This is a genomic window from Streptomyces sp. NPDC003300 (assembly GCF_040610915.1).
Lineage (GTDB): Bacteria > Actinomycetota > Actinomycetes > Streptomycetales > Streptomycetaceae > Actinacidiphila.
Genome location: NZ_JBEXNE010000005.1, coordinates 255,651 through 282,069 on the forward strand (window position 1 = coordinate 255,651; position 26,419 = coordinate 282,069).

The 26,419-nt window shown below is 72.3% G+C and carries 23 protein-coding genes and 1 riboswitch; of the genes, 13 read left to right on the plus strand and 10 right to left on the minus strand.

Translation table 11 applies throughout. The features are described from left to right. Window positions 1-86 precede the first annotated feature (86 nt). The 3 genes from ABZX65_RS10180 (at window position 87) to ABZX65_RS10190 (ending at window position 4,057) form a co-directional block, all read left to right on the plus strand. Window positions 87-1,187 carry a LacI family DNA-binding transcriptional regulator gene (locus tag ABZX65_RS10180; RefSeq protein WP_355336624.1) on the plus strand — a complete coding sequence of 367 codons (1,101 nt, stop codon included), beginning with the start codon at window positions 87-89 and terminating at the stop codon, window positions 1,185-1,187. A gap of 450 nt (window positions 1,188-1,637) precedes the next feature. Next, window positions 1,638-2,756: a metallophosphoesterase gene (locus tag ABZX65_RS10185; protein ID WP_355336625.1), complete on the plus strand. Its 1,119-nt coding sequence runs from the start codon at window positions 1,638-1,640 to the stop codon at window positions 2,754-2,756. A 332-nt stretch (window positions 2,757-3,088) separates the two neighbouring features. Next, window positions 3,089-4,057 carry a hypothetical protein gene (locus tag ABZX65_RS10190; RefSeq protein WP_355336626.1) on the plus strand — a complete coding sequence of 323 codons (969 nt, stop codon included), beginning with the start codon at window positions 3,089-3,091 and terminating at the stop codon, window positions 4,055-4,057. Here the strand turns inward: ABZX65_RS10190 and ABZX65_RS10195 are convergent. The 4 genes from ABZX65_RS10195 to ABZX65_RS10210 form a co-directional block, all read right to left on the minus strand. Continuing rightward, on the minus strand, window positions 3,997-4,989 hold the full coding sequence (locus tag ABZX65_RS10195; RefSeq protein WP_355336627.1) for a helix-turn-helix transcriptional regulator: 993 nt from the start codon (window positions 4,987-4,989) through the stop codon (window positions 3,997-3,999). The genes ABZX65_RS10190 and ABZX65_RS10195 overlap by 61 nt on opposite strands. A 375-nt stretch (window positions 4,990-5,364) precedes the next feature. Continuing rightward, complete coding sequence (locus ABZX65_RS10200; RefSeq protein WP_355336628.1) at window positions 5,365-6,402, minus strand: LuxR C-terminal-related transcriptional regulator; 1,038 nt, start codon at window positions 6,400-6,402, stop codon at window positions 5,365-5,367. Window positions 6,403-6,700: 298 nt separating this feature from the next. Next, entirely contained in the window at window positions 6,701-7,201 is a 501-nt protein-coding gene (locus ABZX65_RS10205; RefSeq protein ID WP_355336629.1) for a hypothetical protein, read from the minus strand. Continuing rightward, window positions 7,198-7,569: an ATP-binding protein gene (locus ABZX65_RS10210; protein WP_355336630.1), complete on the minus strand. Its 372-nt coding sequence runs from the start codon at window positions 7,567-7,569 to the stop codon at window positions 7,198-7,200. Before ABZX65_RS10210 ends, ABZX65_RS10205 begins: the two co-directional genes overlap by 4 nt. Window positions 7,570-7,798: 229 nt before the next feature. Here ABZX65_RS10210 and ABZX65_RS10215 point away from each other — a divergent pair, with 229 nt between their 5' ends. Both ABZX65_RS10215 and ABZX65_RS10220 read left to right on the plus strand, forming a co-directional pair. Beyond that, window positions 7,799-8,545, plus strand: coding sequence for an XRE family transcriptional regulator (locus tag ABZX65_RS10215; RefSeq protein WP_355336631.1), 747 nt, complete (start codon window positions 7,799-7,801; stop codon window positions 8,543-8,545). A 4-nt stretch (window positions 8,546-8,549) separates the two neighbouring features. After that, window positions 8,550-9,020 carry an NUDIX domain-containing protein gene (locus ABZX65_RS10220; protein ID WP_355336632.1) on the plus strand — a complete coding sequence of 157 codons (471 nt, stop codon included), beginning with the start codon at window positions 8,550-8,552 and terminating at the stop codon, window positions 9,018-9,020. 35 nt (window positions 9,021-9,055) lie between these two features. Here ABZX65_RS10220 and thiC read toward each other — a convergent pair whose 3' ends face one another. Then, entirely contained in the window at window positions 9,056-10,873 is a 1,818-nt protein-coding gene (gene thiC, locus ABZX65_RS10225; protein ID WP_355336764.1) for a phosphomethylpyrimidine synthase ThiC, read from the minus strand. 118 nt (window positions 10,874-10,991) lie between these two features. After that, a riboswitch (TPP riboswitch) is annotated at window positions 10,992-11,137 on the minus strand. Between the two features lie 60 nt (window positions 11,138-11,197). Here thiC and ABZX65_RS10230 point away from each other — a divergent pair. Continuing rightward, window positions 11,198-12,583 (plus strand): YibE/F family protein, encoded by a 1,386-nt coding sequence (locus ABZX65_RS10230; protein WP_355336633.1) that lies wholly within the window; start codon window positions 11,198-11,200, stop codon window positions 12,581-12,583. On the opposite strand, the gene ABZX65_RS10235 is transcribed toward ABZX65_RS10230, so the two are convergent. Both ABZX65_RS10235 and ABZX65_RS10240 read right to left on the minus strand, forming a co-directional pair. Beyond that, window positions 12,540-12,761: a DUF5326 family protein gene (locus tag ABZX65_RS10235; RefSeq protein WP_355336634.1), complete on the minus strand. Its 222-nt coding sequence runs from the start codon at window positions 12,759-12,761 to the stop codon at window positions 12,540-12,542. The two genes, ABZX65_RS10230 and ABZX65_RS10235, sit on opposite strands and share 44 nt — an antisense overlap. 121 nt (window positions 12,762-12,882) lie before the next feature. Then, complete coding sequence (locus ABZX65_RS10240; RefSeq protein WP_355336635.1) at window positions 12,883-13,200, minus strand: cupin domain-containing protein; 318 nt, start codon at window positions 13,198-13,200, stop codon at window positions 12,883-12,885. A gap of 80 nt (window positions 13,201-13,280) precedes the next feature. Here ABZX65_RS10240 and ABZX65_RS10245 point away from each other — a divergent pair, with 80 nt between their 5' ends. From ABZX65_RS10245 to ABZX65_RS10255, 3 genes are all read left to right on the plus strand, one after another. Continuing rightward, window positions 13,281-13,658, plus strand: coding sequence for a phage holin family protein (locus tag ABZX65_RS10245; RefSeq protein WP_355336636.1), 378 nt, complete (start codon window positions 13,281-13,283; stop codon window positions 13,656-13,658). Next, window positions 13,655-14,962 (plus strand): cystathionine gamma-lyase, encoded by a 1,308-nt coding sequence (locus tag ABZX65_RS10250; RefSeq protein WP_355336637.1) that lies wholly within the window; start codon window positions 13,655-13,657, stop codon window positions 14,960-14,962. The genes ABZX65_RS10245 and ABZX65_RS10250 overlap by 4 nt, the downstream gene beginning before the upstream one ends. A gap of 225 nt (window positions 14,963-15,187) precedes the next feature. Beyond that, window positions 15,188-15,691 (plus strand): NUDIX hydrolase, encoded by a 504-nt coding sequence (locus ABZX65_RS10255; protein ID WP_355336765.1) that lies wholly within the window; start codon window positions 15,188-15,190, stop codon window positions 15,689-15,691. Window positions 15,692-15,721: 30 nt separating this feature from the next. On the opposite strand, the gene ABZX65_RS10260 is transcribed toward ABZX65_RS10255, so the two are convergent. Then, complete coding sequence (locus ABZX65_RS10260; protein WP_355336766.1) at window positions 15,722-17,029, minus strand: globin domain-containing protein; 1,308 nt, start codon at window positions 17,027-17,029, stop codon at window positions 15,722-15,724. On the opposite strand from ABZX65_RS10260, the gene ABZX65_RS10265 reads away from it, so the two are divergent. The 3 genes from ABZX65_RS10265 to ABZX65_RS10275 all read left to right on the plus strand — a co-directional run bounded on the left by ABZX65_RS10265 (window position 17,010) and on the right by ABZX65_RS10275 (window position 19,943). Then, on the plus strand, window positions 17,010-17,303 hold the full coding sequence (locus tag ABZX65_RS10265) for a hypothetical protein (RefSeq protein WP_355336781.1): 294 nt from the start codon (window positions 17,010-17,012) through the stop codon (window positions 17,301-17,303). The genes ABZX65_RS10260 and ABZX65_RS10265 overlap by 20 nt on opposite strands. 271 nt (window positions 17,304-17,574) lie before the next feature. After that, window positions 17,575-18,036 carry a MarR family winged helix-turn-helix transcriptional regulator gene (locus ABZX65_RS10270; protein ID WP_355336767.1) on the plus strand — a complete coding sequence of 154 codons (462 nt, stop codon included), beginning with the start codon at window positions 17,575-17,577 and terminating at the stop codon, window positions 18,034-18,036. A 173-nt stretch (window positions 18,037-18,209) separates the two neighbouring features. Next, window positions 18,210-19,943: an MFS transporter gene (locus ABZX65_RS10275; RefSeq protein ID WP_355336638.1), complete on the plus strand. Its 1,734-nt coding sequence runs from the start codon at window positions 18,210-18,212 to the stop codon at window positions 19,941-19,943. Here ABZX65_RS10275 and ABZX65_RS10280 read toward each other — a convergent pair. Together ABZX65_RS10280 and ABZX65_RS10285 are read right to left on the minus strand one after the other, a co-directional pair. Beyond that, on the minus strand, window positions 19,828-21,240 hold the full coding sequence (locus tag ABZX65_RS10280) for a serine hydrolase domain-containing protein (protein ID WP_355336768.1): 1,413 nt from the start codon (window positions 21,238-21,240) through the stop codon (window positions 19,828-19,830). The genes ABZX65_RS10275 and ABZX65_RS10280 overlap by 116 nt on opposite strands. Window positions 21,241-21,437: 197 nt before the next feature. Next, window positions 21,438-22,529, minus strand: coding sequence for a class I SAM-dependent methyltransferase (locus ABZX65_RS10285; RefSeq protein ID WP_355336639.1), 1,092 nt, complete (start codon window positions 22,527-22,529; stop codon window positions 21,438-21,440). Between the two features lie 662 nt (window positions 22,530-23,191). Here ABZX65_RS10285 and ABZX65_RS10290 point away from each other — a divergent pair. Beyond that, window positions 23,192-26,404 (plus strand): discoidin domain-containing protein, encoded by a 3,213-nt coding sequence (locus tag ABZX65_RS10290; protein WP_355336769.1) that lies wholly within the window; start codon window positions 23,192-23,194, stop codon window positions 26,402-26,404. The last annotated feature ends 15 nt before the right edge of the window (window positions 26,405-26,419 follow it).

Here is a 26,419-nt window from a genome sequence, read left to right on the forward strand (position 1 = left end):
GAGTTCGATCTTGCAGAAACCTATCTTCTGGGGGGTAGAAACGGCAGGCGCCGACCGGACCAGCGCCGTCCTAATATCGGCAGGCCATGACAGCAGCAGGGAACCACCAGGCGAGCCGGCCCATCGGACGCCGGCTTGAGCGGGCGGGCATCAGGGACGTCGCCGCCGCCGCCGGAGTCTCGATCACGACTGTCTCCGACGCACTCAACGGCAAGGGCCGACTGCCCGACGCCACCCGCCGCCATGTGCGCGAGGTCGCCGACCGGCTGGGCTACCGCCCGTCCGCCGCCGCCCGCACACTGCGCACCGGCAGATCGGGCCTGATCGGCCTGACCGTGACGACCTACGGCGAAGAACCGTTCACCTTCACCGAATTCGCGTACTTCGCGGAGATGGCCAGGGCCGCCACCTCCGCCGCCCTGGCCCGCGGCTACGCCCTGGTCATCCTGCCCGCCTCCTCCCGGCACGACGTGTGGGGGAACGTGGCGCTGGACGGCACCGTCGTCATCGACCCCTCCGACCACGACCCGCTGGTCGCCGAACTGGTCAGGCAGGGCGTCCCGGTGGTCAGCGACGGCCGCCCGGCGGGCAGCGTGCCCGTGCACGCCTGGGTCGACAACGACCACGAGGCCGCCGTCCTCGGCATCCTCGACCACCTCGCCGCCGCGGGCGCCCGCCGGATCGGCCTGCTCACCGGCACCACCACCGACACGTACACCCGGCTGTCCACCACCGCGTATCTGGAGTGGTGCGAGCGGGTCGGCCAGGAGCCGGTCTACGAGTCGTATCCCGCGCACGACCCGCGGGCGGGCGCGGTCGCCGCCGACCGCTTACTGGCGCGGCCCGACCGCCCGGACGCCGTCTACGGGCTCTTCGACCCCAACGGCACCGATCTGCTGGCCGCCGCCCGCCGTTACGGCCTGCGCGTGCCCGACGACCTGCTGCTGGTCTGCTGTAGCGAGAGCACCGTCTACGCCAGCACCGAACCGCCGATCACCACGCTGTCGCTGAAACCGCGCCGGATCGGTACGGCGGTCGTGCAGTTGCTCATCGACGCCATCGAGGGCGTCGGCGGCGCGCATCCCGTACAGCAGGTGATGCCGACCGAGTTGATCGTCCGCACCTCTTCGCAGCGGCGCGCGCACCGCACGACGGTCAGTCATCCGCGGGGGCCCGCGGGCGGCTGAGGAAGAGCGGCCGTCCGGCCGGAGGGCTCCGCCGGGCACCCCCGCGAGTGATCGGCCGAACGGGTGACCGAGCCCCCGCCGACGGCCGGAAGACGAATCGTGCGGGCGTACGAGGGAGCTAAGGGATGGTTTGTCTGCGCCCTGCGAAAACCAGGTGCCTGGGTATGTCACAACGCGACAGCGTCATTCCTATGATGGGCGGATGGCGGCGCGATCGTGGAGGGGTCGATGACTCAGGGGGCAGGTCAGGGACCCGAGCCCGGGACTTCGGAAGGCTGGCGTCCCGAGGCGTCCGCGTACGTGTCCGGGCACGAGCCGACGGCCGGTTTCGGCACGGCTCCGGCGTTTGAGCCGACGGTCGGATTCGAGCCGCGCGGCGGCTACGGGGAGACGTCCGGCGGGTACGGCGGGGCCGCGGCTCCGGCTCCGGCTCCGACGGAACCGGCTCCCATGCTGATCGATTCGGCTCCGGCTCCGGCCGGCACGGCACCGGCGGTCCCGGCCGCCGCGCCCGTACCGCCCGTGCCGTCGGCGACCACCGGCGGGGCGGGTGTGGCACCGGCGTACGAACCGGCCCGCGCCGCCGTACCACCGGTGCCGCCCGCGTACGACAGCGCGCCGCCCGCACAGCGGCCCGCCGCGTACGAGCCGACGCGACCCGACGCGCCCCTGGTCCCCGCGGAGTACACGCCGACCGCCCACGACCTGCCGGTGATCACCGCGGACGGCGCGGCGGGCGACCGGCCGGGACCGCTGTACGTGGTCGGCGATGTGCACGGCTATCTGGACGAGTTGCTGGCGGCGCTCGGCGAGTGCGGCCTGGTCGACGAGGAGGGCCACTGGGCGGCGGGCAGCGCCCGGCTGTGGTTCCTCGGCGACTTCACCGACCGCGGCCCCGACGGCATCGGCGTCATCGAACTGGTCATGCAGCTCTCGGCGGAGGCCGCGGCGGCGGGCGGCTACTGCCGTGCCCTGATGGGCAATCACGAACTGCTGCTGCTCGGCGCGCACCGGTTCGGCGACACCCCCGTCAACTCCACGGGCGGCACCGCCTCCTTCCTCGCCGCCTGGCGGCTCAACGGCGGCCAGCCGACCGACATGGACCGTCTCGAGGACCGCCATCTGACCTGGATGTCCCGGCTGGACGCGGCCCACGTCACCGACGGCCACCTGCTGGTGCACTCCGACACCACCGCGTATCTGGACTACGGCAGCAGCGTCGAGGAGATGAACGACACGGTCACCGGCGTGCTCCAACGGGGCGACGCCGACGAGTGCTGGGACCTGTTCCGCAAGCTCACCAAGCGGTTCGCCTTCCGCGGCGACGGCGGGCCGCGGGCCGCCCGCGAACTGCTCGGCACCTACGGGGGCAACCGCGTCGTGCACGGGCACAGCCCGATCCCGTACCTGCTCGGCGAGGTCGGCGGCGAATATCCGGCCGACGGCGAGGAGCGGGTGCACACCGTCAACGGACCGATGGTCTACGCGGAGAATCTGGCGGTGGCGATGGACGGCGGCGTCACGATGGACGGACGGCTGCTGGTCGCCCAACTGCCGCTGGTGGGTTAGCGGGTCCGTCGCGCTCCGCGCGGCGGGCCGGGCATGTCGCCCGGCGGGTCAGGCACTTCGCCGTGCCGGCCCGGCGTTTCGCGGACCGGCCCGCTCCGGAAGGCACGGGCGGGGAGCGCGCCGGGGCTTCCCTCGCGGCGTCTTTGGGGTGGCGTGTCGGTGTCCGGCACATTTCGCGCCGTCAGATTTCCTGGTTGCACCCTGTCACGGTCTCGCCTCCCCGCTCTACCATCGCTGTATCCGTAGGCACGCCGCTCTCCGCGTACTCGGCCGACCGGGCCGGTTCCCCTCGGGGAACACCGGCCGCGCTCGGGGAGTCGGAGCATCGGGGGATGCACATGACCAGCGCTCCACACCTGCTCACCGAAGACCGCCCGGACTTTGAACGCGCGCTGGACGAGGCGCTGCGCACGGTCCTGCGGGATCACGGACCCGACCGTGAGCGGGCCCTCGGGCCGGACGGCGGGGACGTGGCGGAGAGCCGCCCCGCCTCGCGGCGGACGAACCACTCCAACGGTCACTCCGCCCTGAACAGCGAGCAGTTGCGCACCCTGGCGCTCGGCGCGGCCGAACTCATCGCCGACGCGGCGGCCGCCGAGTACGAGACGTACCGCGGCGTCCGGGAGGCCGCCCGCGAGTCGGCGCGCGCCCGCGACAACCGGTCCTTCGGCTACGCGGCGATGGGCGTCGCGGAGGGCGCGGGCTCCGGCGCGGGCCTGATCGCCGTCCTCGCCGTCCTGACGCCGCTGCTCGCGGGCGCCGCCGCCGTGATCTTCCTGCTGATCGGTTACGCGCTGCGCGCGATGGCCCCCGAGCCCGCCATCGCGTCGCCGCTGCGCACCGCGGGCTGGCTGTTCGCCGCCGTCACCGCCGCGTCGATACTGCTCGGCGCGGTCGGACTGCTGCTCACGGCGCTGCGCGACGGCTCCTCCGCCATACACGACTCGCCCGACGCGCTGCCGCCCGAGGTCGCCGACGCGCGCGACGCCTGGTACCGGGCGCTGCTGGAGCGCGGGATGCTGCCCTTCCTGGAGGACGCGGCGGCCGGCGCGGCGCTCGCCCCGACCAGCGCCCACGAGCCGCCGCACGGCCCGGCGGTGAGCCCGGTGCCCGGCCCCGCCACCGGGCAGGACCTCAGCCGCATGCCGCGACTGGGCTACTCCCGCCCGGACTTCAGCAGCCCGGCACCCGACCCGGCCGCGCCGCTGCCGCCCGCCGCGCCGCGCTTCTCCGGTCCGCGCTACAGCAGTCCCGACTTCACCAGCCCGGACTTCGGCGGCCCCGACAACACGCCCGAGTAGGGGCCGGTCCTGCGCAGCGTCGGGACGGCGGGGCCCGCCGTGCCGGGCGCCGTCGTCACGGACGCCGCCGTACCGGGTGCTGTCCCGGCGGGCCCCGCCAGGCCGGGCGCCGTCACGGCGGGCATGAACATCAGCACTCGGCGCCGGGGATCGTGCGCCGGGGACGACACGAGCATGCGCACCCGCTGGACGTAACCGCCGGCCGGTGGCCGCAGCAGCCGTACCTGGCCGTCGTGGTGCAGCGCGACCCGGGTGGACTCGCTCTCCGCCTGCCACAGCCGGGCCAGTTCGGGGTCCTCGCGCAGTTCGGCGATGACGCGGAGCAGTTCCTGGTCGGGCCCGGTCTGCGGCTGATGGTGCGCGGTCTGCGCCTGGAGCCGGAGCTGGCGCAGGAACGCCGTCGCCCAGCCGGTCCGCCACTCGGCGCACAACTGCCGCGCGTACGGCGCGAAGAGCACGAAGCGCAGCAGATTCGCGGGCGGCGGCTGGCCCGCGGGCTCGAAGAGCTGGCGCCACGCCTGGTTGGTCTCCAGAATCCGCCACGCGCCGTCCACGGTGAGGGCGGGGACCTGGAGCGCGTGGAGGTACGACGTCCAGCCGGTGACGGCCTCGGGGTCGGGTTCCGCCGGGCCGCGCGGCGGGTAGCCGCCGGTGACGATGAACCACAGCTCGTCCCGCTTGCGCGAGTCCAGCCGCAGCGCGTTGGCGAGGCTGTCGAGGCGGTGGGCGGGGATGGGGCGTCCGCAGCCCTCCCAGTCCTGGTAGAGGCGCGGTGATATGCCCAGGCGCTGGGCCACCGCGTGCTGGCTCAGGCCCGGCGGGCGGTAACCGTTGTGGCCCGTGATGGGCTCGGGTTCGCCCACGAAATTTCTGCGGGCCTCGCGCAGGAACTCCTGGATCAGCGGTGGGTCCTCGTCGGAACGACGGTCCATGGCTTGTCCCCCGGATCTTCTCGGCTGCCGCGTCCTTGGGGGTGAGGGGTCACCCGGCGTCCGCGGCCTGCGATTTCGCGCCCCCGCTCATGCTAAGCGGGGATGCTCGCGAGCCGCCGGAATCGCCTTGTCCACATCGGGCACTGTCGCAAGTGCGACACACTTCGGTGGTGGGGTGGTGGGGTGGTGTGCTGGTTCACCAGTACGGTGGGGTGGTCGCGCAGGGTGGTCGCGCGGATGCGGCGGTCACGCGGATGCGGTAGGTGTCGAGGGTGCGGTGGGCGTCCCGGATGCGGTGGGCGTCCCGGATGCGGTGGATGGACGGTGGCGGCGCACGGCCGTACGGTGCGGCCCGCGGGAGGACGGTGCGGCCGGTCAGAGGTCGTCCGGGTCGAGCAGCCGGGCCAGCTTCAGGCCGACCTCGAAGCGGCTGGAGACCTGGAGCCGTTCCATCAGCTTGGTCATCACGCGCTGCACGGTGCGCCGGGCGACGCCCAGCGTCCTGGCGATGCGGTCGTCACTGTAGCCGTTGGCCATCAGCCGGATGATGGTCCGCTCCTGGTCGGTGAAGTCCGTGGCGGCGCCGGGGTCGTCGTCACTGTCGGGGGCGGGGGTGGCTTGGCCGCCGCGCGCCATGTGCGGCATCGGCTTCGCCCGCAGCCAGTAGTCCTCGTAGACCGAGACGTACGAGCGGGCCAGCACCGCGCCGCGCACCAGCGTCATCGACGACCGTACGTGCGGGACGCCCGGCAGGACGACGGTGTGCCGGTCCACCACCAGCAGGTCGTGCGGGCCGTGGTCGATCAGCCGGACGCCGACGCCCACGTCGGTCAGGTCGTTCAGATACTTGCTGTACTTCGGGATCTGGAGCAGCGAGCGCGGGTACAGGGCGCGGACCCGCACCCCGCGCCGTACCATCGCCGCGTCCCCGGCCAGGGAGTGCTCCAGCACCGCCATGTCCTGCGGCATCGGGCCCGGGTGCAGCGAGTCCACGGACTCCCGCGCGGTGGCGTCGATGTCGGCCAGCGCGCTCAGCCGGGTCTCCAGGTCCTCGAAGTTCTGGACGACCACCTGCTCCTGGAGCCGCGCCGCCGCGGGTCGGAACACCGTCAGCAGCGCCTGCGTCGTCTCGCTGAGCTCCGCCGCGTTCCGCAACTGCGCCGCGGCCGTGCCCAGATACGTGTCCATCGCCACCGCCAGCGCGGCGTCCGGGTCGACGGTCTCGACCCGCCCCTCCACCAGCCGGACCAGCCCCATGCCCTTCAAGGTCCGCAGCCCCGACTCCAGCCGCCCCTCGTCCAGCCCCACCAGCCCCGCCAGCCCCGCGTACGGAGCCCCACCGCCGTTCGCCACCGCCGTATAGATCACGACGGCGGACTCGATATCCCGCCCCTCACCCCTCGCCTGCCCCATCCCCTGCCCTCTTCCCCACCCACCACCCGACCCGCCCGATTCTCCCCCACCCCCCTTTTCCCCCAACAGCCCGTCCACCAGGTCTTCACCGAGGTGCCCCTCGTGCTGTTCGCCGAGCAGCGCCAGCCAGCCCGCCGCAAGCTGCGCCGCAAGGCCGGAGCCGCCTCCGCCGGCCTCCCGTAGGCACGCGGAAGCGGCCGTACACAAGCCGAGGGCCCCGACATATCGCGCCGGGGCCTTCGGCTTCAGGCTAGTGCGTGGCCGGTGCCCGAAGCGGCCGTCAGGGATCGGGGCGGGCTCAGGCAGCCGCGACACCGAGGGACACCAGGACGATCTGGACCGCCACCGCCCCGGCTCCGGTCCACGACCAGCGGTCGTACGGCGCTGTCGTGCGGTTGATCCGGCAGGTGGGAACCTCCCCGGCAAGCGGCAACCCACCCGCCGTCACGCCCATGGCGAGAAAGGCACCGCACGCGACGGCCCCTGCCAGAGCGCCCCCGGTGCGCAGCAGGCCGGGTGCGACGAACGTCATACCGACCCAGCCGAGCATGGCGGGCGGCGAACAGGCCAGCGCCCCGGCCAGCAGTCCCGCCTCGGGACGGTCCCGCACCAGCCGAACCGTGGCGCGCAGGGCCTCGTCCCGTGCCGAGGGCCGTTCGTACGGAACGCAGTTCGGACAGCGCACGTCCTCACCGCACTGAACGCACAGCACGAGGGCGTTGCCGCAGTCCTCGCACGGGTCGCCCGCCTCGTACGACGGTTCCCGTGCCCGTAGCCGCAGTGCTTCCCGCAGGCTCACCGGGGCACCTCGTCAGCGGTGTCGTCGGCGCACACGGCCCAGACGAGTTTCCCGACGCCTAAGCGTTCACTCACTCCCCAGCGTCCGGCGGTCAGTACGTCGACCAGGGCCAGGCCGCGCCCGGATTCGGCGTCCACGGACGGCTCCCGGGCTTCGGGCCGGACGCTGTTGGCGTCGTGCACCTCGATCCGCAGCGCGCCGTCCGTCAGCCGCTCGTACCGGGTCTCGACCAGCCGGTCCTCCGGCCCCCGCGCGTGCCGCACGGCATTGGTGAACAACTCCGACAGGACAAGTACGGCGGTGTCCGCCAGTCCGGTCATGCCCCACGCGTTCACCGCCAGCCGGAGTTCGTGACGCGCCCGGCCCACGCATCGAGGGCTACGTGCCCATCTCTTCACGAACACCGAGTCCGAGGCGCGCTCCCACTCGCGACCCGGCGTCGATTCGTCGTCTCCACCGGTCAATTCCGTGTCACCCATGCGGCGAGCGTCGCCGAGTTCATCAGGACGGAGGAACCTCCACCATTCCCCACTTTGGGACGTCCCATGTCGGATAGAACGTCCCTAGCGCCGTCCCACGTCAGAGGGAGAGACTGCGATGCCGAACGAGAGATTGCGCGCCACCATGGCAAGCGGCGGTTGGACGTACGCCGCACTGGCAGCGAAGACCGACGTCGACCCCAAATCCGTTGAGCGCTGGGTCAACCTCGGCCGCACCCCGCGCCGGGCGACAGCCATGCTGGCGGCGGAGACGCTAGGAGAAGACGTGCACGCGCTATGGCCAACGCTCCGCCAGCCACGGGCCGCACGGGCGGTCAGCCCGGAACTGGTGGCGCTCTACGATCAACGCGCCGACGTCCCCGTATCAACGATCGTGGACGTGCTGTCGCAGGCACGCGAGCAGATCGACGTACTGGTCTACGCGGCCGTCTTCCTCCACGAGGCGTACCCGCGCCTCAACGACCTCCTGCGGGAGCGAGCCGCCGACGGCTGCACCGTCCGGATCGCGGTCGGCGACGCCGACAGCCCCAACGTCCGACAACGCGGCCGGGAAGAGCGATTCGGCCACGGCATCGAGTCCCGTTGCCGACTCGCCCTCATGCACTACCGGCCCCTCATCGGGACTCCGGGCATCGACATCCGCACCCACGGGACCACGCTCTACAACTCCCTCTACCGCGCGGACGACCAGGTCGTCGTCAATGCCCACGTCTTCGGGGTGAACGCGTACAGCGCTCCCGTCTGGCACCTGCGGCGGCACGGCGACGGCAGCCTGTTCGACACCTACGCCGACAGCTTCGACGCCGTATGGGCCACGGCGCGGCCCGCGCCTCGGGAACACTGACGCCATGGCACGCACCGAGTTCTACGACGATCCGGACGCCCCCGCACCGAACAGTCTCGTCGTCGCCGCGTCCGCCGTCGTCACCGACGAGCAGGGTCGCATCCTGCTCCAGCGGCGCCGCGACAACGGCTTGTGGGCGCTGCCCGGGGGCGGCATGGAGATGACCGATTCCCTGCCCGGCACGGCGGTGCGCGAGGTCAAGGAGGAGACGGGCCTGGACGTGGAGATCACCGGGCTCGTCGGCACGTACACCGATCCGCGCCACGTGATCGCGTACACGGACGGCGAGGTACGCCGACAGTTCAACGTCTGCTTCACCGCCCGGGTCATCGGCGGGGAGCTGGCCGTCTCGGACGAGTCCACGGAAGTGCGCTTCGTCGCGGCCGGGGAGGTGGACGAGCTGCCGATGCATCACACCCAACGCCTCCGGATCGCCCACTACTTGGAGGGCCGGGAGCGGCCGTATCTGGGGTGAGGGCCCCGGCACCGGGGTGCCGGGGCCCTCGGGTGTCAGTCCGTCAGCGGCAGGTACACGCGGTTGCCGGCGGCGGCGAATTCGCGGGACTTCTGGGCCATGCCCAGCTCGGCCTCGGAGGCGGAGGCGGAGGCGGAGGCGGGGGCGACGGGGCCGCCGTGGTCGCGGCGGATGTCGTGGGAGATCTTCATCGAGCAGAATTTCGGGCCGCACATGGAGCAGAAGTGGGCGGTCTTGGCGGGCTCGGCGGGGAGCGTCTCGTCGTGGAAGGCGCGGGCGGTGGCGGGGTCGAGGGCGAGGTTGAACTGGTCTTCCCAGCGGAATTCGAAGCGCGCGTCGGAGAGGGCGTCGTCCCACGCCTGGGCGCCCTCGTGCCCCTTGGCGAGGTCGGCGGCGTGGGCGGCGATCTTGTAGGTGATCACACCGGTCTTGACGTCGTCGCGGTCGGGCAGCCCGAGGTGTTCCTTGGGGGTGACGTAGCAGAGCATCGCGGTGCCCCACCAGGCGATCATCGCGGCGCCGATGCCGGAGGTGATGTGGTCGTAGGCGGGGGCGATGTCGGTGGTGAGCGGGCCGAGCGTGTAGAACGGGGCCTCTTCGCAGATCTCCTGCTGGAGGTCGATGTTCTCCTTGATCTTGTGCATGGGCACGTGCCCGGGGCCCTCGATCATCGTCTGCACCTGGTGCCGCTTGGCGATGGTGTTCAGCTCGCCGAGGGTGCGCAGTTCGGCGAACTGCGCCTCGTCGTTGGCGTCCGCGATGGAGCCGGGGCGCAGGCCGTCGCCGAGCGAGTACGTGACGTCGTACGCGGCCAGGATCTCGCACAGTTCCTCGAAGTGCGTGTAGAGGAAGCTCTCCTGGTGGTGCGCCAGGCACCACGCGGCCATGATCGAGCCGCCGCGCGAGACGATGCCGGTCTTGCGGCGGGCGGTCAGCGGGACGTAGCGGAGCAGCACGCCCGCGTGCACCGTCATGTAGTCGACGCCCTGCTCGGCCTGTTCGATGACGGTGTCGCGGTAGACGTCCCAACTCAGCTCCTCCGCTCGGCCGTCGACCTTCTCCAGCGCCTGGTAGAGCGGGACGGTGCCGATGGGGACGGGGGAGTTGCGCAGCACCCACTCGCGGGTGGTGTGGATGTTGCGGCCGGTGGACAGGTCCATGACCGTGTCGGCGCCCCAGCGGGTGGCCCAGGTCATCTTGTCGACCTCCTCCTCGATGGAGGAAGTGACCGCCGAATTGCCGATGTTGGCGTTGACCTTCACCAGGAACCGCTTGCCGATGATCATCGGCTCGATCTCCGGGTGGTTGATGTTGGCGGGCAGTACGGCCCTCCCCGCGGCGATCTCGTCCCGGACGATCTCGGACGGGACGTTCTCGCGCAGCGCGACGTACTCCATCTCCGGCGTGATCTCGCCCCGCCTGGCGTAGGCGAGTTGGGTGACCGGCGCTCCGGTACGGCCCCGGCGGGGGAGCCGGGGGCGGCCGGGGAAGACCGCGTCGAGATTGCGGAGCCCGCCGCGCGGCGAGGTGTGCTTGAGGCCGTCGTCCTCGGGGCGGACCGGCCGTCCCGGGTACTCCTCGGTGTCGCCGCGCGCGATGATCCAGTGCTCCCGTAGCGGGGCGAGCCCGCGCCGGACGTCCGTCTCCACGGAGGGATCGGTGTACGGGCCCGACGTGTCGTACAGCGTCACGTCGTTCCCATTGGTGAGGTGCACCTGCCGGACCGGCACCCGCAGGTCCGGCCGCGATCCGACGACGTACGACTTGTGCCAGCCGATGTCCCGTACGGGACCGTCCACTTCGGTACGGTTCGAGCCGTCCGCTTCCGTACCGTTCGAGGCGGCCGACTCCATACGATTCGAGGCGGCCGACTCCGTACGGATCGAGCCCTCCGCTTCCGTACGATTCGAGCCGACCGACTCCGTACGGGCGGATTCGTCCCCGTCGGATCCAGGCGTGTGCGCGTCCTGCATGGTCATGAGACCCACTCCCTACGCCGGCATTACCCGGTAACAGGTTCAGCGGTCGGCGCAGCGTTCGTCCCGGCGGTCATGCCGTGCCGGCAACAGGTTCAGCGCCCTCTCAGCCCGGTGCTCCGAGCTCCCGCGTTTGCAAAGGTGCCCCCACGGTAGCGGTTCGGCGAGGACAGGCACCAGGGATCTTGCGATGATCAGCCCGTGGAAGAGCCCCCGCAGAGCCCAAGTCCCGGCCCCGGACGCGGCCACAGCCCCGGCCCCGGCCCCGGCGCGAGCCACGGGCACAGTCACGGACACAGCCACAGTCATGGCCACGGCCACGGCCCCGTGCCGCCGGTCTCCCAGCACCTGCGCAAGGTCATCGCCGCGATCCTGGTCCCCTTCGCCGCCGCCGTCGTCGTCGGCCTGATCGTGCTGTGGCCCGGCGGCGCGCCCCAACACGCCCGCAGCGGCGTCGGCTTCGACCAGCAGACCCGGCAGGGCAAGGTGGTGCGACTGGTCGACGTGTCCTGCAAGGCGGAGAACCCGGGCCAGTCGTCGTCGGCCGCGAGCGACACCTGCCAGAAGGCCACCATCGAGGTCGAGTCGGGGCCCGACAAGGGGACGACCTTCACCGAGATCGTGCACCCCGACCAGTCCCGCCGCTACTCCAAGGGCGAGGGCGTGGTCCTCGCGTACGCGCCCAACGCCCCCGCCGGGCTGCGCTATTCGGTCACCGACGTGGACCGCGGCTTCCCGCTCGCGCTGCTCGCCGGGATCTTCGCGGTCGCGGTGATCGTCGTCGGACGGCTGCGCGGTCTGATGGCCCTGATCGCACTGATCGTCTCGTTCGGGATCTTGACCCTCTTCATCCTTCCGGCCATCCTCCGCGGCGACAATCCGCTGCTGGTGGCGGTGGTCGGCGGCAGCGCCATCATGCTCATCGCGCTGTACATGTGCCACGGCGTCAACGCCCGCACCTCGGTGGCCGTCCTCGGCACGCTCTGCTCACTGCTGCTGATCGGCGTCCTGGGCTCGGTCTTCATCGACTGGGCGCGGCTGACCGGCAACACCTCGGACGAGACGGGCGTGATCCACAGCCTCTATCCCGGCATCGAGATCAAGGGCGTCCTGCTCGCGGGCGTCATCATCGGCTCGCTCGGCGTGCTCGACGACGTCACCGTCACCCAGACCTCGGCGGTGTGGGAGCTGAAGGACGCCGATCCCGGCGCGAATTGGCGCAAACTCTACGGCGCCGGAATGCGGATCGGCCGCGACCACATCGCCTCGGTGGTCAACACCTTGGTGATGGCGTACGCGGGCGCCGCGCTGCCGCTGCTGCTGCTCTTCTCGATCGCGCGCAGCGGCGTCCTGCGGGTGGCCAGCAGCGAACTGGTGGCGGAGGAGATCGTCCGCACCCTGGTGGGCAGCATCGGCCTGGTCGCCTCGGTGCCGCTGACCACGGCCCTGGCGGCGCTGGTGGTCAGCGCCGACCGGCACGAGAGGAGCGGCGGCAAGAACGGTGACGACAACGGCGGCAAGGGCGCGACCGGCCCCGCCGGACCTACCAGTCCCGCCCCGACCCGGAGGAGCCACCGCCGCCGGTGACCCGCTTGACGACCAGCACCAGCGCCCCGACCAGGACCACGAACACGATCACCTTGAAGAGCAGTCCGAAGACGATGCTCACCAGGCTGGCGATCAGCGAGCCGAAGACGATCAGCGCGATGACCGGGATGGCCACCCACTTCACCCACCACGGCAGGCCCTTCAGCAGCTTCTCCATGATGTCCTCGGTCTCCTTCTCCTTCTCGGGACCTGGCGGTGTTCCGCCGATACTTCGACTGTAGGGCCACCGATGCCTCCGGCGGAGGGCCAGGAGGCCGGATACGACCCTGAACGCACCCTTAGGGCTCCGGGGGTGAGAAGACCACCATGACCCTGAGGTCCTCGGTGATGTGGTGGAAGCGGTGCGGGGTCCCGGCCGGTACGTAGACGACGCTGCCGCGACCCACGGTGGTCGTCTCCTCCCCCACGGTGATCGCCGCCCGGCCGCTGACCACCAGGTAGATCTCGTCCTGGGCGTGCGGCTGCTGGGGGTCGTTCTCCCCGGCCTTGAGCGCGTAGAGCCCGGCCGACATGGTGCGTTCGCGCAGGAAACGGAGATACGCCCCCTCGTTGGCGGCCCGCTCCGCGTCCAGGTCGTCCAGCCGGAACACCTTCATCGCGTACTCCCCTTGTCCGGACTCCGTCCGGTACTTGTCCGGTCTCTTGCTTGCGTGATCAGGTCTGCGACGATCACACCATGAAGAATTTCATCGTCAAGACCTTGGCGAACGCCGGTGCCCTCGCGGTCGCCGTCTGGCTGCTCAAGGACATCACGCTCACCGGGGACAGCACCTGGCACAAGGTCCTCACCCTCATCCTCGTCGCCCTGGTCTTCGGCGTCGTCAACTGGCTCGTGAAGCCGGTCGTGAAGGTTCTGTCCTTCCCGCTGTTCATCCTCACCCTCGGGCTGATCACCCTGGTGGTGAACGCCCTGATGCTGCTCCTGACCTCCTGGCTGGCCGACAAACTCAGCCTCGACTTCCACGTCCACGGCTTCTGGACCGCGGTGCTCGGCGGTCTGATCATCAGCATCGTCTCCTGGGCGCTGGCCGTCGTCCTTCCGGACGACGAGTGACCAGTCACCACCCTGAGAAGGGGACCGAGCAGGGGGCGGCACAAGGGGCCGGGCGGGAGACCGACCAGGGGGCCGACCAGGGGGCCGACCAGGAGACCGGGCGGGGGACCGACCAGGGGGCCGCGGGACACGAAGCGGCACAGCGGGCGGCCGAACGGCATCAGGCCGCCCGGCCGGAGGCCGCTGGCGACAGCACCCGCAGCGTGCACGCGGGACGGCCCCCGGCGACCGCGTACGAACCCTCGCTCCCCGGCCCGGTCTTCGTCTCGCACTACCACCTGCCGGGCGAGGCCAGCGGCCCGTACACGTACGGCCGGGACGAGAATCCGACCTGGGAGCGGCTGGAGGCGGCCGTCTCGGAGCTGGAGTGCCCCGGCGACCCGGCCGCCGCGACGCTCGCCTTCGCCTCCGGCATGGGCGCGGTCGCCGCCGTGCTGTTCTCCCAGGTGCGGGCGGGCGACACCGTGGTGCTGCCGTCCGACAGCTACCAGGCGACGCGCTCGCTGCGGGAGCGTCTGGAGTCGTACGGCGTGACGGTACGGCTCGCGCCGACCGTCGGCGACGGGCAGCTCGCGGCGCTGGAGGGCGCGCGGCTGCTGTGGCTGGAGACGCCGTCGAATCCGGGCCTGGACGTGTGCGACATCCGCCGGCTGTCGGACGCCGCGCACGCGGCGGGCGCGCTGGTCGCCGTCGACAACACCCTCGCGGGGCCGCTCGGGCAGCGCCCGCTCGCCCTGGGCGCGGACTTCTCCGTGGCCAGCGGCACCAAGGCGCTCAACGGGCACGGTGACCTGCTGATGGGCTACGTCACCACGCGCGACGCCGGGCTGAACGCGAGCGTGAGGCAGTGGCGCAAGACGGTCGGCGCCATTCCGGGGCCGATGGAGGCGTGGCTCGCCCACCGTTCGCTGGCGACGCTCGCCCTGCGCGTGGACCGGCAGTCCGCGAACGCGCTCACCCTCGCGAGTGAGCTGCTGAACCGCGCCGAGGTGACGGACGTACGTCACCCGGGCCTGCCGTCCGACCCCGCGCACGCCGTGGCCGCCACCCAGATGCGGCGCTTCGGCGGCGTCGTCTCCTTCACCCTCCCCGACCGCGCGCACGCCGAACGCTTCCTGGCCGCGCTGCGCCTCACCTCAGAGGCCACCAGCTTCGGCAGCGTCCAGAGCACCGCGGAGCGCCGCGGACGGTGGGGCGGCGACGCCGTGCCACCCGGCTTCGTCCGCTTCTCGGTGGGCGTCGAGGACCCCGAGGACATCGTGGCCGATGTGCTGCGCGCACTGGACGAAGCGGCGTCTTCATAAGGGTGAGCGCGTGGTCGTCCGCGCGCTCAGGCGCGTCTTCGTCAGGGTGAGCGCGTGGTCGTCCGCGCGCCGAGGCGCGTCTTCGTACGGGTGAGGGCGCGCGGGCGCACGGCGGCACGGCGGTGGCACGGCGGCGGAGGGGTGCGCTCCGATTCGCCGGGGCGGCGCCGGGAATTGTGCGGTGCGGCGAGTTTGCCGCCGCGCGCACTGCGGCAGATGTCCACCATGCCCCCGGACACGCATGACGGCCCCACCACCCGGCCGGTGGTGAAGCGCACGGCCCGCGCCATCGTTCTCGACGGCGACCGGCTCGTGCTGATCAAGCGCACCAAGCCCGGCCTCGCCCCGTACTGGCTCACGCCGGGCGGCGGGGTCGAGGACGACGACGCGAGCGTGGTCGCGGCCATGCACCGCGAGGTCGACGAGGAGCTGGGCGCCAAGGTCACCGATGTGGTGCCCGCCTTCGTCGACACCGTCGAGCACATCGCGGACGACGGCTCGCACGGGGTGAAGGTGCAGTACTTCTTCGCCTGCCGCCTGGAGTCGATGGACCTCGACCAGCGGCACGGCCCGGAGATCGACGAGCCCTGCGGGGAGTACGAGATCGTGCGCGTGCCCTTCAGCCGCATGGGCCTGGCCTCGGTCGACATCGTGCCGCTGACCCTGCGGCACTACCTGGACGCGAACATCGAAGGGGTGCTGGGCCTGCTCGGCCCGGACCTCGGCTGACAGCCGTGAGGGGACCGGCGGCCGGTCGCGTCAGTCCCCCGCCGCGACCAGTTCCTGCACGAGGTCGTGCCGTATCCGGTGCGACGGCATCCCGATCCGCACCAGCGTGTCCACACTGCTGCGGATCATCCCGGGCGGCCCCGACAGATACGCGTCGTACGCCTCCCACGGCCCGTGCGCGCGTACGGCGTCCGGCAGCGGCCCGGACAGCGCGTCGCTGGGGGTGTCGGCGACGACGGTGCGGACCGACAGCCAGGAGTGCTCGCGCTGCATGCGCAGCATCGTGTCGAGGTCGTAGAGGTCGCTGGTGCGGCGGGCGCCGTAGAAGACCTCGACCGGGCGCCGCCGCCCGTGCCGGGCGACGTCCTCCACCAGCGCCTTGATCGGCGCTATGCCGGTGCCGCCGCCCAGGCAGAGCATGCCGTCGTCCGAGGCGTGGTCGGCCACCATCGAACCGGAGGGCGGCCCGAGCCGTACGACGTCACCGGGGCGGGCCCTGCCGACCAGCGCGTTGCTGACCCAGCCCGCCGGGACCGCGCGGATGTGGAAGGTCAGCAGGCCGTCGTCGCGGGGCGCGGCGGCGAAGGAGTAGTTCCGCCAGATCCGCGGCCACCACGGGGTCTCCACCATCGTGTACTGCCCGGCGAGAAAGGCGTACGGCTGGTCGGGCCGTACGGTGACCACCGCGACGTCGGGGGTCCGCAGCTCGTGGCCGACGATCTCGGCCTGCCACCAGGGCGGCGCGTGCCGTTCGTCCTCGGCCGCCGCGTCGATCATCGTCTGCGAGATCGCGGCGTACGCGCGGACCCACGCCGCCTCGGTCTCCGGGCCCCACACCGCCGACGCGTACCGGGCGAGCGCGCCGAGCAGCGCCTCGCCGACCGCCGGGTAGTGCTCGGCGCGGGTGCCGTACTTGCGGTGCCCACGGCCCAGGTGCGACAGGTAGTCGCCGAGCGCCGCCGGGTCGTCGATGTGCTCGGCCGCCGTCAGCAGCGCCTTGACCAGCCGGTCGCGCTGCGCGTCCATCGCGGCGGGGAACAGGTCGCGCAGCTCGGGGTGGTGGATGAAGAGCAGCGCGTAGAAGTACGAGACCGTCCGGTCCGCGACCGGCCCGATCTCCTCCATGGTGCGGCGGATGAGGAGCGCGTCGGGCGACGGGGACCCGGCCGGGGAGGCCATCGGGGAGGCGGGCGTCTCGGGTCCGGGCATCCGCGGTACGGGAGGCGGTACGAACGCGGGTGCTGGTGCGGGTGCTGGTACCGGTACGGGTGCTGGTGCCGGTACGGGTGCTGGTGCCGGTGCTGGTGCCGGTGCGGCCGTGAACGCCGACGCCGGTATCGACGCCGGTGTGTACGCGGACGGCTCGGTCGGCGCCGAAGCGCGCGGCTCCGGCTCGGGTTCCGGCGATGGTCCCGGCTCCTGCCGCTGCGCGGCGGCGGGCCGCGTCATGGGGGCGGCGGGCTCCTGCCGGGGCTGGGCGATCTTGCGGCGCCGCCCCCTGGGCTGCGGAGACGCCGGTGAGGCCGGGTCGGTGGTCTTGGCATCCATGATCACGTGGCCCCGAACTCCCGGTGGTCGATCCTTCGCCCAGCTCGCCTGCGGTGCCGTGTGAGCGTGCCACGCTGCGTGAGGGCACCGGACGAATAGCGCGAAGCGTCACCACTGGAGAAACGGTTTCGCGTACTATCCGCCGCGCCGTCCCCGGAGTCCGTGTCTCCAGGTCTCCACGGGGTCCCGTCCCGCCGTCCCCGATAGGTCCGCTACGGGATCGTCCCGTAGCGGACCTATTTTGCTAGTCTCGACGCATGACCGCAGAGACAGCAGCGACCGCAGAGGCCGTGACCACCGCAGCGCACCTCCCCCTGTCGGCGCGGACCGCCGACATGTCGTACCTGCTCCAGCACACCGCCCACGTACTGGCCACCCAGATGTCGGCGGCGCTCGCGGAGATCGGCATGTCGCCGCGCGCCCACTGCGTGCTGGCGCACGCGCTGGAGGCCGAGCGGACCCAGGCGCAGCTCGCCGAGCTGTCCGACCTGGACAAGACCACGATGGTCGTCACCGTCGACCAGTTGGAGCGGGCGGGGCTGGCCGAGCGGGTGCCGTCGGCGACCGACCGGCGCGCGCGGATCATCAAGGTGACCCCGGCGGGCGAGAAGGTCGTGGCCGAGGGCCAGGAGATCGTCGACCACGTGCACGAGGACGTGCTCGGCGCGCTGCCGGAGAGCGAGCGCACCGCCTTTGTCTCCGCGCTGAACCGGCTGGTCAACGGCCATCTCGCGACCCCCGCGGGCGCACCGGACGGCGGCCAGGGAGTGCGCCGCCCGCGCCAGTCCCGCAAGTAGCCCGCCCCGCCGCGGTCCGCCCCCGACCCCGCAGCGCAGCGCGCCGCACCGCACCGCGCCGGTCCGCTCCACCGCCGGGCACGCACCCGCAAGGTAAGCCCGTAAGAGATAGTCTCCAACAAAACCATCTGCTACGGTCACTCCTGGTATCCCTTTCGCCAGGAGGCGACCTCATGCCACTCCGTCCCCATGCCGCCGGATCGTCGCGCGGCGCGGCTCTCGCGGTGCTCAGCGCGGGCACCCTGATGATCATCCTCGACGGCACGATCGTGAATGTGGCGCTGCCGTCCATCCGCCGTGACCTGGGCTTTTCACAGTCGAGCCTCGCCTGGGTGGTCAACGCCTACCTCATCGCCTTCGCCGGGCTGCTGCTGCTCGCCGGCCGCCTCGGCCACCTGTTCGGCCGCCGCAGAATCCTGGTCACCGGGCTGGCGGCGTTCACCGTCGCCTCGCTGCTGTGCGGGTTCGCGGACTCCGCGGGGCTGCTGATCGCGGCCCGCTTCGTCCAGGGCGCGGCCGGTGCGATGGTCTCGGCCGTCAGCCTCGGCATGGTCATCGCGCTCTACCCCGACGCCCGCGGCCGGGCCCGCGCCATGGGCGTCTACAGCTTCGTGCAGTCCGCGGGCGGCGTCCTCGGCCTGCTCGTGGGCGGCATCCTCACCCAGGCCATCAACTGGCACTGGATCTTCTTCGTCAACCTCCCCATCGGCTCGGCCGCCGCTCTGCTCAGCCTGCGCCTGCTGCCCGACGACCGCCCGGCCGCCGTACGCGAGCCCCGCGAGTCCCGGGAGCCCGATGGTGAGTCCCGCGAGTCCCGTGGTGAGCCCCGCGAGCCCCGCGCCGGGAGCGCGCGTCCCGGGGTCGACGCGCCGGGTGCCGTCCTGGTGACCGCCGCCCTGATGCTGGGCGTCTACACCATCGTCGGGACCACCGGCCGGGGCTGGACGTCCCCCGCCACCGCAGGACTCGCGGCGCTGTCCGCCCTGTTGCTGGCCGGGTTCCTGGTCCGTCAGACCAAGGCGGCCGAGCCGTTGATGCCGTTGCGGATCTTCCGCTCCCGGATCGTCTCGGGCGCGAACGTGGTGCTGGCGCTGATGGTCGCGGGCGGCTTCGGCTTCCAGTTCATGACCAGCCTCTATCTCCAGCAGGTGCTCGGCTACGGCCCGGTGCGGATCGGGCTCGCGCTGGCGCCGACCGGCGCGATGATCGGCGTGATGTCCCTGCTGCTGTCCGCCCGGCTCGGCGCCCGCTTCGGCCAGCGCGCCGTCCTGCTGCCCAGCCTGCTGCTCTTCGCGGGCGGCTTCCTCATCCTGGCGAGGGCCCCCTCCGCGCACGCCTCGTACCCCGCCGACATCCTCCCGGCGATCCTGGTCTTCGGCGTCGGCTTCGGCCTGGCCATGCCCTCCCTGATGACGCTGGGCATGTCGGAGGCGACCCCCGCAGACTCCGGGCTGCTGTCCGGCGTCTTCAACACCGCCCAGCAGATCGGCGGCGCGCTCGGCCTCTCCGTACTCGCCGCCCTGGCCGCCGCCCGCACCGACCGGAAGCTCGCCGCGGGCCACTCCGTACCGGCCGCCCTGACCAGCGGCTACCACCTGGCCTTCGTGGTCGCCGCCGGACTGCTGGCCCTCGGCGCCGCGGTCGCCGCCGTCCTGCTCAGGCCCCCGTCCTCGGACGGCTCGAAGGACAGCACGCAGGACAGCACGCGGAACGGCGCTCAGGACGGCACTCAGGACAGCGCTCAGGACGGCGCTCAGGACGGCGCCGACCGCACTCCCGAGGCCAACGGCCTCAGCGCACCGGCCAGTTCCCCTGCCCGGAACCGGAGCCAGGACCGGGACCGGGACCGGGGCCAGGGCCAGGGCCGCCCGGCAGCGGCGCCGAAGGGTCGTACGGCACGCGTGTGAACACGAAGGACCCCAGGTCGAGATGGCCGACCGAGCCGTCAGCGCGCCGCACCGGCCGCAGCGTCTCGCCCGCGTAGTACCCCTCCAGGCCGGTCCAGGTGCCGTCGGATTCCGCGCGGAAGCGCGCGCCGCGGCCCCGGCCGGTCAGCGGCGCGAGCGCGAGGTCGCCGGAGGCGTGGACGCGCAGGCTGTAGCCGGACGTGCCCCAGTACCAGGGGCCCGCCAGGTCGAGCAGCGCCGGGTCGAGCGCGTCGGCGGGCCGCCAGGGCGCGGGCAGGCCGGGCTCGGCGTCGGCGGTGATCGCCAGCAGGTCGGCGGCGATGGTGCCGATCGCGGGCCCCGAGGTGGAGTTGGCCATCGCGAGCGCGCCCACGCCGTCCGCGACGCTCACCCACACGGTGGCCAGGAAGCCCGGCATCGAGCCCGTATGACCGGCGAGCGGGCGGTCGCCGTGCCGGGTGAGCTGGAGCCCGAGGCCGTAACCCGAGTCGGGGTCGGCCGCGTCCGGCGGCGCGGCGGGCGCGCGCATCTCGGCCAGTGTCGCCGCGGCCAGCACGTCCGGGTGCCCGGCCGCGAGGAAGCCCGCCCAGCGCGCCAGGTCCTGGGCCGTCGACCACAGTTGGCCCGCGGGCGCCATCAGTCCGGTGTCCTGTACGACCTCGGGCCGCATCACGTCGGCCCACGGGTGGACGGCGAAGCCCCCCGCGGCCGGGGCCTGCGGCAGCGCCGTCGTACGCGGCATGCCCAGCGGGTCGAGCACTTCGGCCTTCAGGGCCTCGGCCCACGGCACGCCGCGTTTGGCCTCCACCAGGGCGCCGAGCAGCGCGAATCCGGGGTTGGAGTAGTGGTAGCGCCGTCCGGCCGGGTGTTTGACGGGGGCCGGGCCGAGGACGTCGGCCAGTTCCGGCCGCAGGTCGCCGGGGGTCCGCTCCCACCAGGGGCCCGGCGTCTCGGAGGCCAGGCCGGAGGTGTGGGTGACGAGTTGGCCGATCGTCAGACCGGCCACGTCCTCCGCGTCGTCCGGCAGGTCCGGCAGGTGCCGCGCCAGCGGATCGGTCAGCTCCAGCAGCCCCTCGTCACGCAGCCGCATCACCAGCACCGCCGTGAACGTCTTCGTGATCGAGCCGATCCGGTACTGCGTGTCGGCGTCCGGCGCGTGCCCGTCGATCATGCTGCGCGAGCCGAACCAGACCATCCGCCCGTCCCGTACGACCGCGCCGACGATCGACGGCGTACGGCCCTCGGCCTGGCCGACCGCGATCCGGCGCAGCAGGGCGCGGCGGGTGGCGGGCAGCAGTTCGCCGTCCGGCGCGGCGGGCGCGGGGCCGGGCGTCGGCAGCGCGTACGGGGCGGGGGCCGCGGGCCGGGGCCGGTCGGGGGACTGCGGTGGGTGCTGGGAATCGGTCGTCACTCGGCGCGCGCCTCTTGTCTCGGTACGGGGGTCCGGGGCGGGCCCGGTGGCCGGATCCGTGCGCCCGGCCGACCTGGACTCCCCTACGGACGGTCGCCGTTACGGTAATCGGCGGTGCCGAAGCGGAGCGACACAATTGACATCCGCATCCCGCGCAGCAGCGGGATCAGATGCGAGACGGGCGCGATGGCGTACGGGCCGCGACCGCGCGGCAGGCGCAGGCTGCGGACCTCGGCGATGCGCGGCGAGGCGGTCGCGACCTTGCGGTACTCCTTGCCGTCCATGCCCCACAGCCAGCGCGGCGCGCGATAGCCGGGGCGCGCCGCGCTCCCGCCCGCCTCCGTCCCCACGTCCGGCCCCGCGTCCGGCCCCGCGTCCGGCCCCGCCTCCGTCCCCGCCTCCGGCCCCGTCCCGCCCGCGTCCGCGTCCCTGCGCGCCTCGGCCCGCGCCTGGGCGTCCGCCCGGGCCCGGTCGTCGGCCTGGGCCTGGCTGCGGGCGACCATCCCCCGGGGGAGGGCGTCGAAGAGCATCCAGCCGCCGGGGAAACGTTCCGCGCAGGCGGCGATCAGGCGTTTCACGTCGGACGGCGGCAGATACATCAACAGGCCCTGGGCGGTGACCAGTACGCCCTCGGAGTCGTCGACCTCGTCCATCCAGCCCAGGTCCAGCGCCGAGCGCGCCAGCGAACGGCGCCGTGGCGGATCGTCCGGAAGCAGAACGTCTCGGACCTCGACCGTCTGCGGCAGATCCACCGTCAGCCAGCGCACCCGGCCGTTGTCCACCCGCCAGAACTGCGTTTCGAGGCCCTCGCCGAGCGCCACCACCGTGCCGTCGGGGTGTTCGGCGACGAAGCGCCGTACCTCGTTGTCCAGGCACCGCACCCGCAGCGCGTGCCACTGCGCCATGCCCGAGCCGCCGAACCGCTCGAAGGGGTAGTCGATACGGTCGACCAGCTCCACCGCGAGCGGGTCGTCCAGCAGCCGCGCCCCCGGCCGCCGGGCCTCGGCGGCCCGGTGGTACAGATTCCACAGCAGCGTTTCCGGTACGCCCTCCAGCTCGACCTTGAACCGGCCGACGCCGCCGGTCCCGCCCTCGTCGCCGCCGGCCGCCCCGCTCCCGTCGCCGTCCCGGCCGTCTCCGCTCACGCCACCACCGACGTCGTCGTTGTCGTCCATCCCCTTACGATCCCACTCGCCGCCGCGCCCGGCCGTGCCCGCCACGGCGGTACTTCGCAACCCCGTTGCCCCCGGCCCGCGTTGGGCCCGCTTGAAGAAAGCGGCGCCGTCCGGTCACGGCTGCGCGGAACCTTGACAGCGGTTTTCGCCAGGCGTAGACATCACGTCGGCCAGAGAGCGCTCTCACAGCCGTCCGGCGAGGCGGCGGGACAGCGCCCTCGGGCGCCGCACGACCGCACCGCCGTACCAACCGCACGCGCACGACCGCACCTCCGCACAGCCGCACCGCGCACGAACGCCGATCGTGGCCGCGAGACCGGGGTCGGTGCCGCACACCGCAGCAGGGCACCACCGACGTCCACCCCCCAACCGGAGGCTCGCGCGTACGCGGCGCACCTCGCCGCACGCTGGCCGCGTGCTTGTCACGTGCTTGTCACGTGCGTGGCCGCGCGCTCGCCACGCGCGGATCTCCGCAAGGACGGCGGTACGTGCCCTCGTTGTCGGTTTCTCACCTCTCGCGCCCGTGCTCGCGGGCTTCCGCGAGCCGTCATCCGACACGTAGACACGTAGGAGCACACATGAGGGTCACCCCACGAGGGCTCTCCGCGCACCGTAAACGTTTCCGGTTCCCTCTCGCACGGTCACCGCAGGGCGTCCTGCTGATGGCGCTGGTGCTGATCGCCTCGGCGTATCTGTCCCTGGCGCCCACCTCCTCGCACGCGGCGACGCCGACCCTGCTCTCGCAGGGCAAGCCGGCGACCGCGTCATCCGTCCAGGACGCGTTCGCCGCGAGCGCCGCCGTGGACGGTGACACCGGTACCCGCTGGTCCAGCGCCGCGTCCGATCCGCAGTGGCTCCAGGTCGACCTGGGCTCGTCGCAGCCGATCACGCAGGTCGTCCTCAACTGGGAGACGGCGTACGGCAAAGCCTTCAAGATCCAGGTCTCGGACAACGCGACCGCCTGGACCGACGTCTACTCCACCACCACCGGCACCGGCGGCATCCAGACGCTCAGCGTCACCGGTACCGGCCGCTACGTGCGGATGTACGGCACCCAGCGCGCCACCCAATGGGGTTACTCGCTCTGGGAGTTCCAGGTCTACGGCGGTTCCGGCGGCGGTACGCCCCCGGCGACCTGCGGCACCACGACCGCCGCGCTCGGCAGGCCCGCCACCGCGTCCTCGACCGAGAACGCCGGGACCCCCGCCTCCGCCGCCTTCGACGGCAACGCGGGCACCCGCTGGTCCAGCGCGGCCTCCGACCCGCAGTGGGTCCAGGTCGACCTCGGCTCGTCGCAGACGCTGTGCGGCGCGCAGTTGACGTGGGAGACGGCGTACGCGAAGGCGTATCAGATCCAGGTCTCGACCGATGGTTCCACGTGGAACAACGCGTATTCCACGACGACCGGGGCCGGTGGCACCGAGAATCTGTCGTTCAACGCGACCGGCCGCTATGTGCGGATGTACGGCACGCAGCGGGCGACGCAGTACGGCTACTCGCTGTGGGAGTTCACGATCCTGACGCCCGGTGGCAGTACGACCTCCCCGCCGCCGAGCGGGGGCAACGGCAACTGCCCGTGGGTCGGTTCCACGGCTCCGGTGGCCACCCGCGTCCAGCAGGTCATGGCGCAGATGACCACCGCGCAGAAGGTCTCGATCCTGCACGGCAACAACAACGCGACGCCGTACATCGGCAACATCACCGGTGTACCGTCGCTGTGCATCCCGAACATCGGCCTCCAGGACGGGCCGCACGGTGTCGGTGACGGCCTCGGCGGCGTCACGCAGATGCCGTCGGCGAACGCGTCCGCGGCGACGTGGGACGACGCGCTGGAGCAGCAGTACGGCGCGGCGATCGGCGCGGAGTTCGCGGGCAAGGGTGTGCAGGTGGCGCTCGGCCCGACGCTGAACATCGTGCGCGACCCGCGCTGGGGCCGGGCCTTCGAGACGTTCAGCGAGGACCCGTACCTCAACGGGCGGCTGGCGGCGGCCGACATCCGGGGCATCCAGAGCCAGGGTGTGATGGCCGAGATGAAGCACGTGGCCGTCTACAACATCGAGAATCCGGCGGGGACGGTCGTCGTCGACAACCGGACCATGCAGGAGCTGTATCTGCCCGCGTTCCAGGCGGCGGTGCAGCAGGGCTCGCCGGCGGCGGCGATGTGCGCGTACAGCGTCGTCAACTCCGTACCGGCCTGCCAGAATCCGGCGCTGATGAACGTCGGGCTCTACCAGCAGGCGGGCTTCGGCGGCTTCATCACCAGCGACTGGGGCGGCGCGCACTCCACCGTCGAGTCCGCCAACGCCGGTCTGACGGTGGAGATGCCGAACGGCTACTTCTACGCGGACTTCCTCGCGCAGGCGGTCGCCAACGGGACGGTCAGCCAGGCCACACTGGACACGATGGTGAGCAGGCTGCTGACGCAGTTCTTCGCCTTCGGCCTCTTCGACAAGGCGCCCAGCGGTTCGCGGGACGCCGTCGTCACCACCCCGGCGCATGTGGCGACCGCGCTCCAGGGCGCGGAGGAGGGCACCGTACTGCTCAAGAACAACGGCATCCTGCCGCTGTCCACCGCCACCACCCACTCGATCGCGGTGATCGGCTGGGACGGCGGCGCGGGCGTGCAGTCCATCGGCGGCGGCAGTGCGACGGTGACCAGTTCCGGCACGGTCTGGCCGATCACCGGCATCCAGAACCGGGTCGCGGGCACCGGCACCACCGTGCAGTACAACGACGCGTCGAATCTCGCGTCGGCGGTCACGCTGGCCCGCTCCTCCGATGTCGCGATCGTCTTCGCCAGCGACAACTACGGCAACGAGGAGCACGACACCACCACGCTCGACCTGCCGCCGGTCGGCAACGCCCAGACCAACCAGAACGACATGATCGCCCAGGTGGCGGCGGCCAATCCGCACACCATCGTGGTGCTCAACAACAGCTCGGCGATCAACATGCCGTGGCTGAACCAGGTCGCGGGCGTCTTCGAGGGCTTCTATCCGGGCCAGCAGATCGGCACGGCGATGGCGGCGCTGATCTTCGGTGACGTCAACCCGTCGGGCAAGCTGCCCGTCACCTTCCCGAAGTCGCTCGCGGACGTGCCCGCGCACACCCCGGCGCAGTGGCCGGGGACCAACGGCACGGTGCAGTACAGCGAGGGGCTGAAGGTCGGCTACAAGTGGTACGACGCGCAGAACATCGAGCCGCTGTATCCGTTCGGCTTCGGCCTGTCGTACACCACCTTCTCCTTCTCCGGGCTCCAGGTCGGCGCGCTGTCCGGCGGGAACGCCACCGTGCGCGCGACGGTGACCAACACCGGGACGCGGGCGGGTACCGAGGTCGCGCAGCTCTACGTGGGCGACCCGGCCTCCACCGGCGAGCCGGTCCACCAGCTCCGCGGCTATCAGCGGGTCACGCTCAATCCGGGCCAGTCGCAGACGCTGACCTTCACGGTGTCCACGCACGACCTGGCGTACTGGAACACCGGCACCAACGGGTGGACGACGGCGGCGGGCAGCTACCAGATCCTGGTGGGGGACTCGTCGCGGAATCTCCCGCTGAGCGGCACGCTCAGCGTGCCGACGCAGGTGAACGCGGCCGCGGCGCGGGTGGGGGGCGGCGACGCCTCGTACGCCGTGCCCAATCCGCACGGCATGAGCAGCCCGCTGCACACGGCGGTGGACTGGGCGCTGGACCGGAAGGCCCCGAGCGGCACGGCCTTCTCGGCGACCGGTCTCCCGCCGGGGATCTCGCTCAGCTCGGCGGGGCGGTTCACGGGCGCGGCCACTGAGCGGGGTACGTACACGGTGACGGTCACCGCCCGTACGTCCTCGGCTGCGGCGTCCGCACCGGTGACGTTCGTCTGGACGGCCACCTAGCCGGTTCCGTTCCGG

Coding starts and splice junctions, on each gene's coding strand:
- ABZX65_RS10180 (WP_355336624.1), top strand. CDS start 87: ATGACAGCAGCAGGGAACCACCAGGCGAGCCGGCCCATCGGACGCCGG.
- ABZX65_RS10285 (WP_355336639.1), bottom strand. CDS start 22,529: ATGGACGACAACGACGACGTCGGTGGTGGCGTGAGCGGAGACGGCCGG.
- ABZX65_RS10240 (WP_355336635.1), bottom strand. CDS start 13,200: ATGAAGGTGTTCCGGCTGGACGACCTGGACGCGGAGCGGGCCGCCAAC.
- ABZX65_RS10275 (WP_355336638.1), top strand. CDS start 18,210: ATGCCACTCCGTCCCCATGCCGCCGGATCGTCGCGCGGCGCGGCTCTC.
- ABZX65_RS10215 (WP_355336631.1), top strand. CDS start 7,799: ATGCCGAACGAGAGATTGCGCGCCACCATGGCAAGCGGCGGTTGGACG.
- ABZX65_RS10200 (WP_355336628.1), bottom strand. CDS start 6,402: ATGGGGCAGGCGAGGGGTGAGGGGCGGGATATCGAGTCCGCCGTCGTG.
- ABZX65_RS10185 (WP_355336625.1), top strand. CDS start 1,638: ATGCTGATCGATTCGGCTCCGGCTCCGGCCGGCACGGCACCGGCGGTC.
- ABZX65_RS10255 (WP_355336765.1), top strand. CDS start 15,188: ATGCCCCCGGACACGCATGACGGCCCCACCACCCGGCCGGTGGTGAAG.
- thiC (WP_355336764.1), bottom strand. CDS start 10,873: ATGGAGTCGGCCGCCTCGAACGGTACGGAAGCGGACGGCTCGAACCGT.
- ABZX65_RS10270 (WP_355336767.1), top strand. CDS start 17,575: ATGTCGTACCTGCTCCAGCACACCGCCCACGTACTGGCCACCCAGATG.
- ABZX65_RS10235 (WP_355336634.1), bottom strand. CDS start 12,761: ATGGAGAAGCTGCTGAAGGGCCTGCCGTGGTGGGTGAAGTGGGTGGCC.
- ABZX65_RS10195 (WP_355336627.1), bottom strand. CDS start 4,989: ATGGACCGTCGTTCCGACGAGGACCCACCGCTGATCCAGGAGTTCCTG.
- ABZX65_RS10290 (WP_355336769.1), top strand. CDS start 23,192: ATGGCGCTGGTGCTGATCGCCTCGGCGTATCTGTCCCTGGCGCCCACC.
- ABZX65_RS10190 (WP_355336626.1), top strand. CDS start 3,089: ATGCACATGACCAGCGCTCCACACCTGCTCACCGAAGACCGCCCGGAC.
- ABZX65_RS10245 (WP_355336636.1), top strand. CDS start 13,281: ATGAAGAATTTCATCGTCAAGACCTTGGCGAACGCCGGTGCCCTCGCG.
- ABZX65_RS10220 (WP_355336632.1), top strand. CDS start 8,550: ATGGCACGCACCGAGTTCTACGACGATCCGGACGCCCCCGCACCGAAC.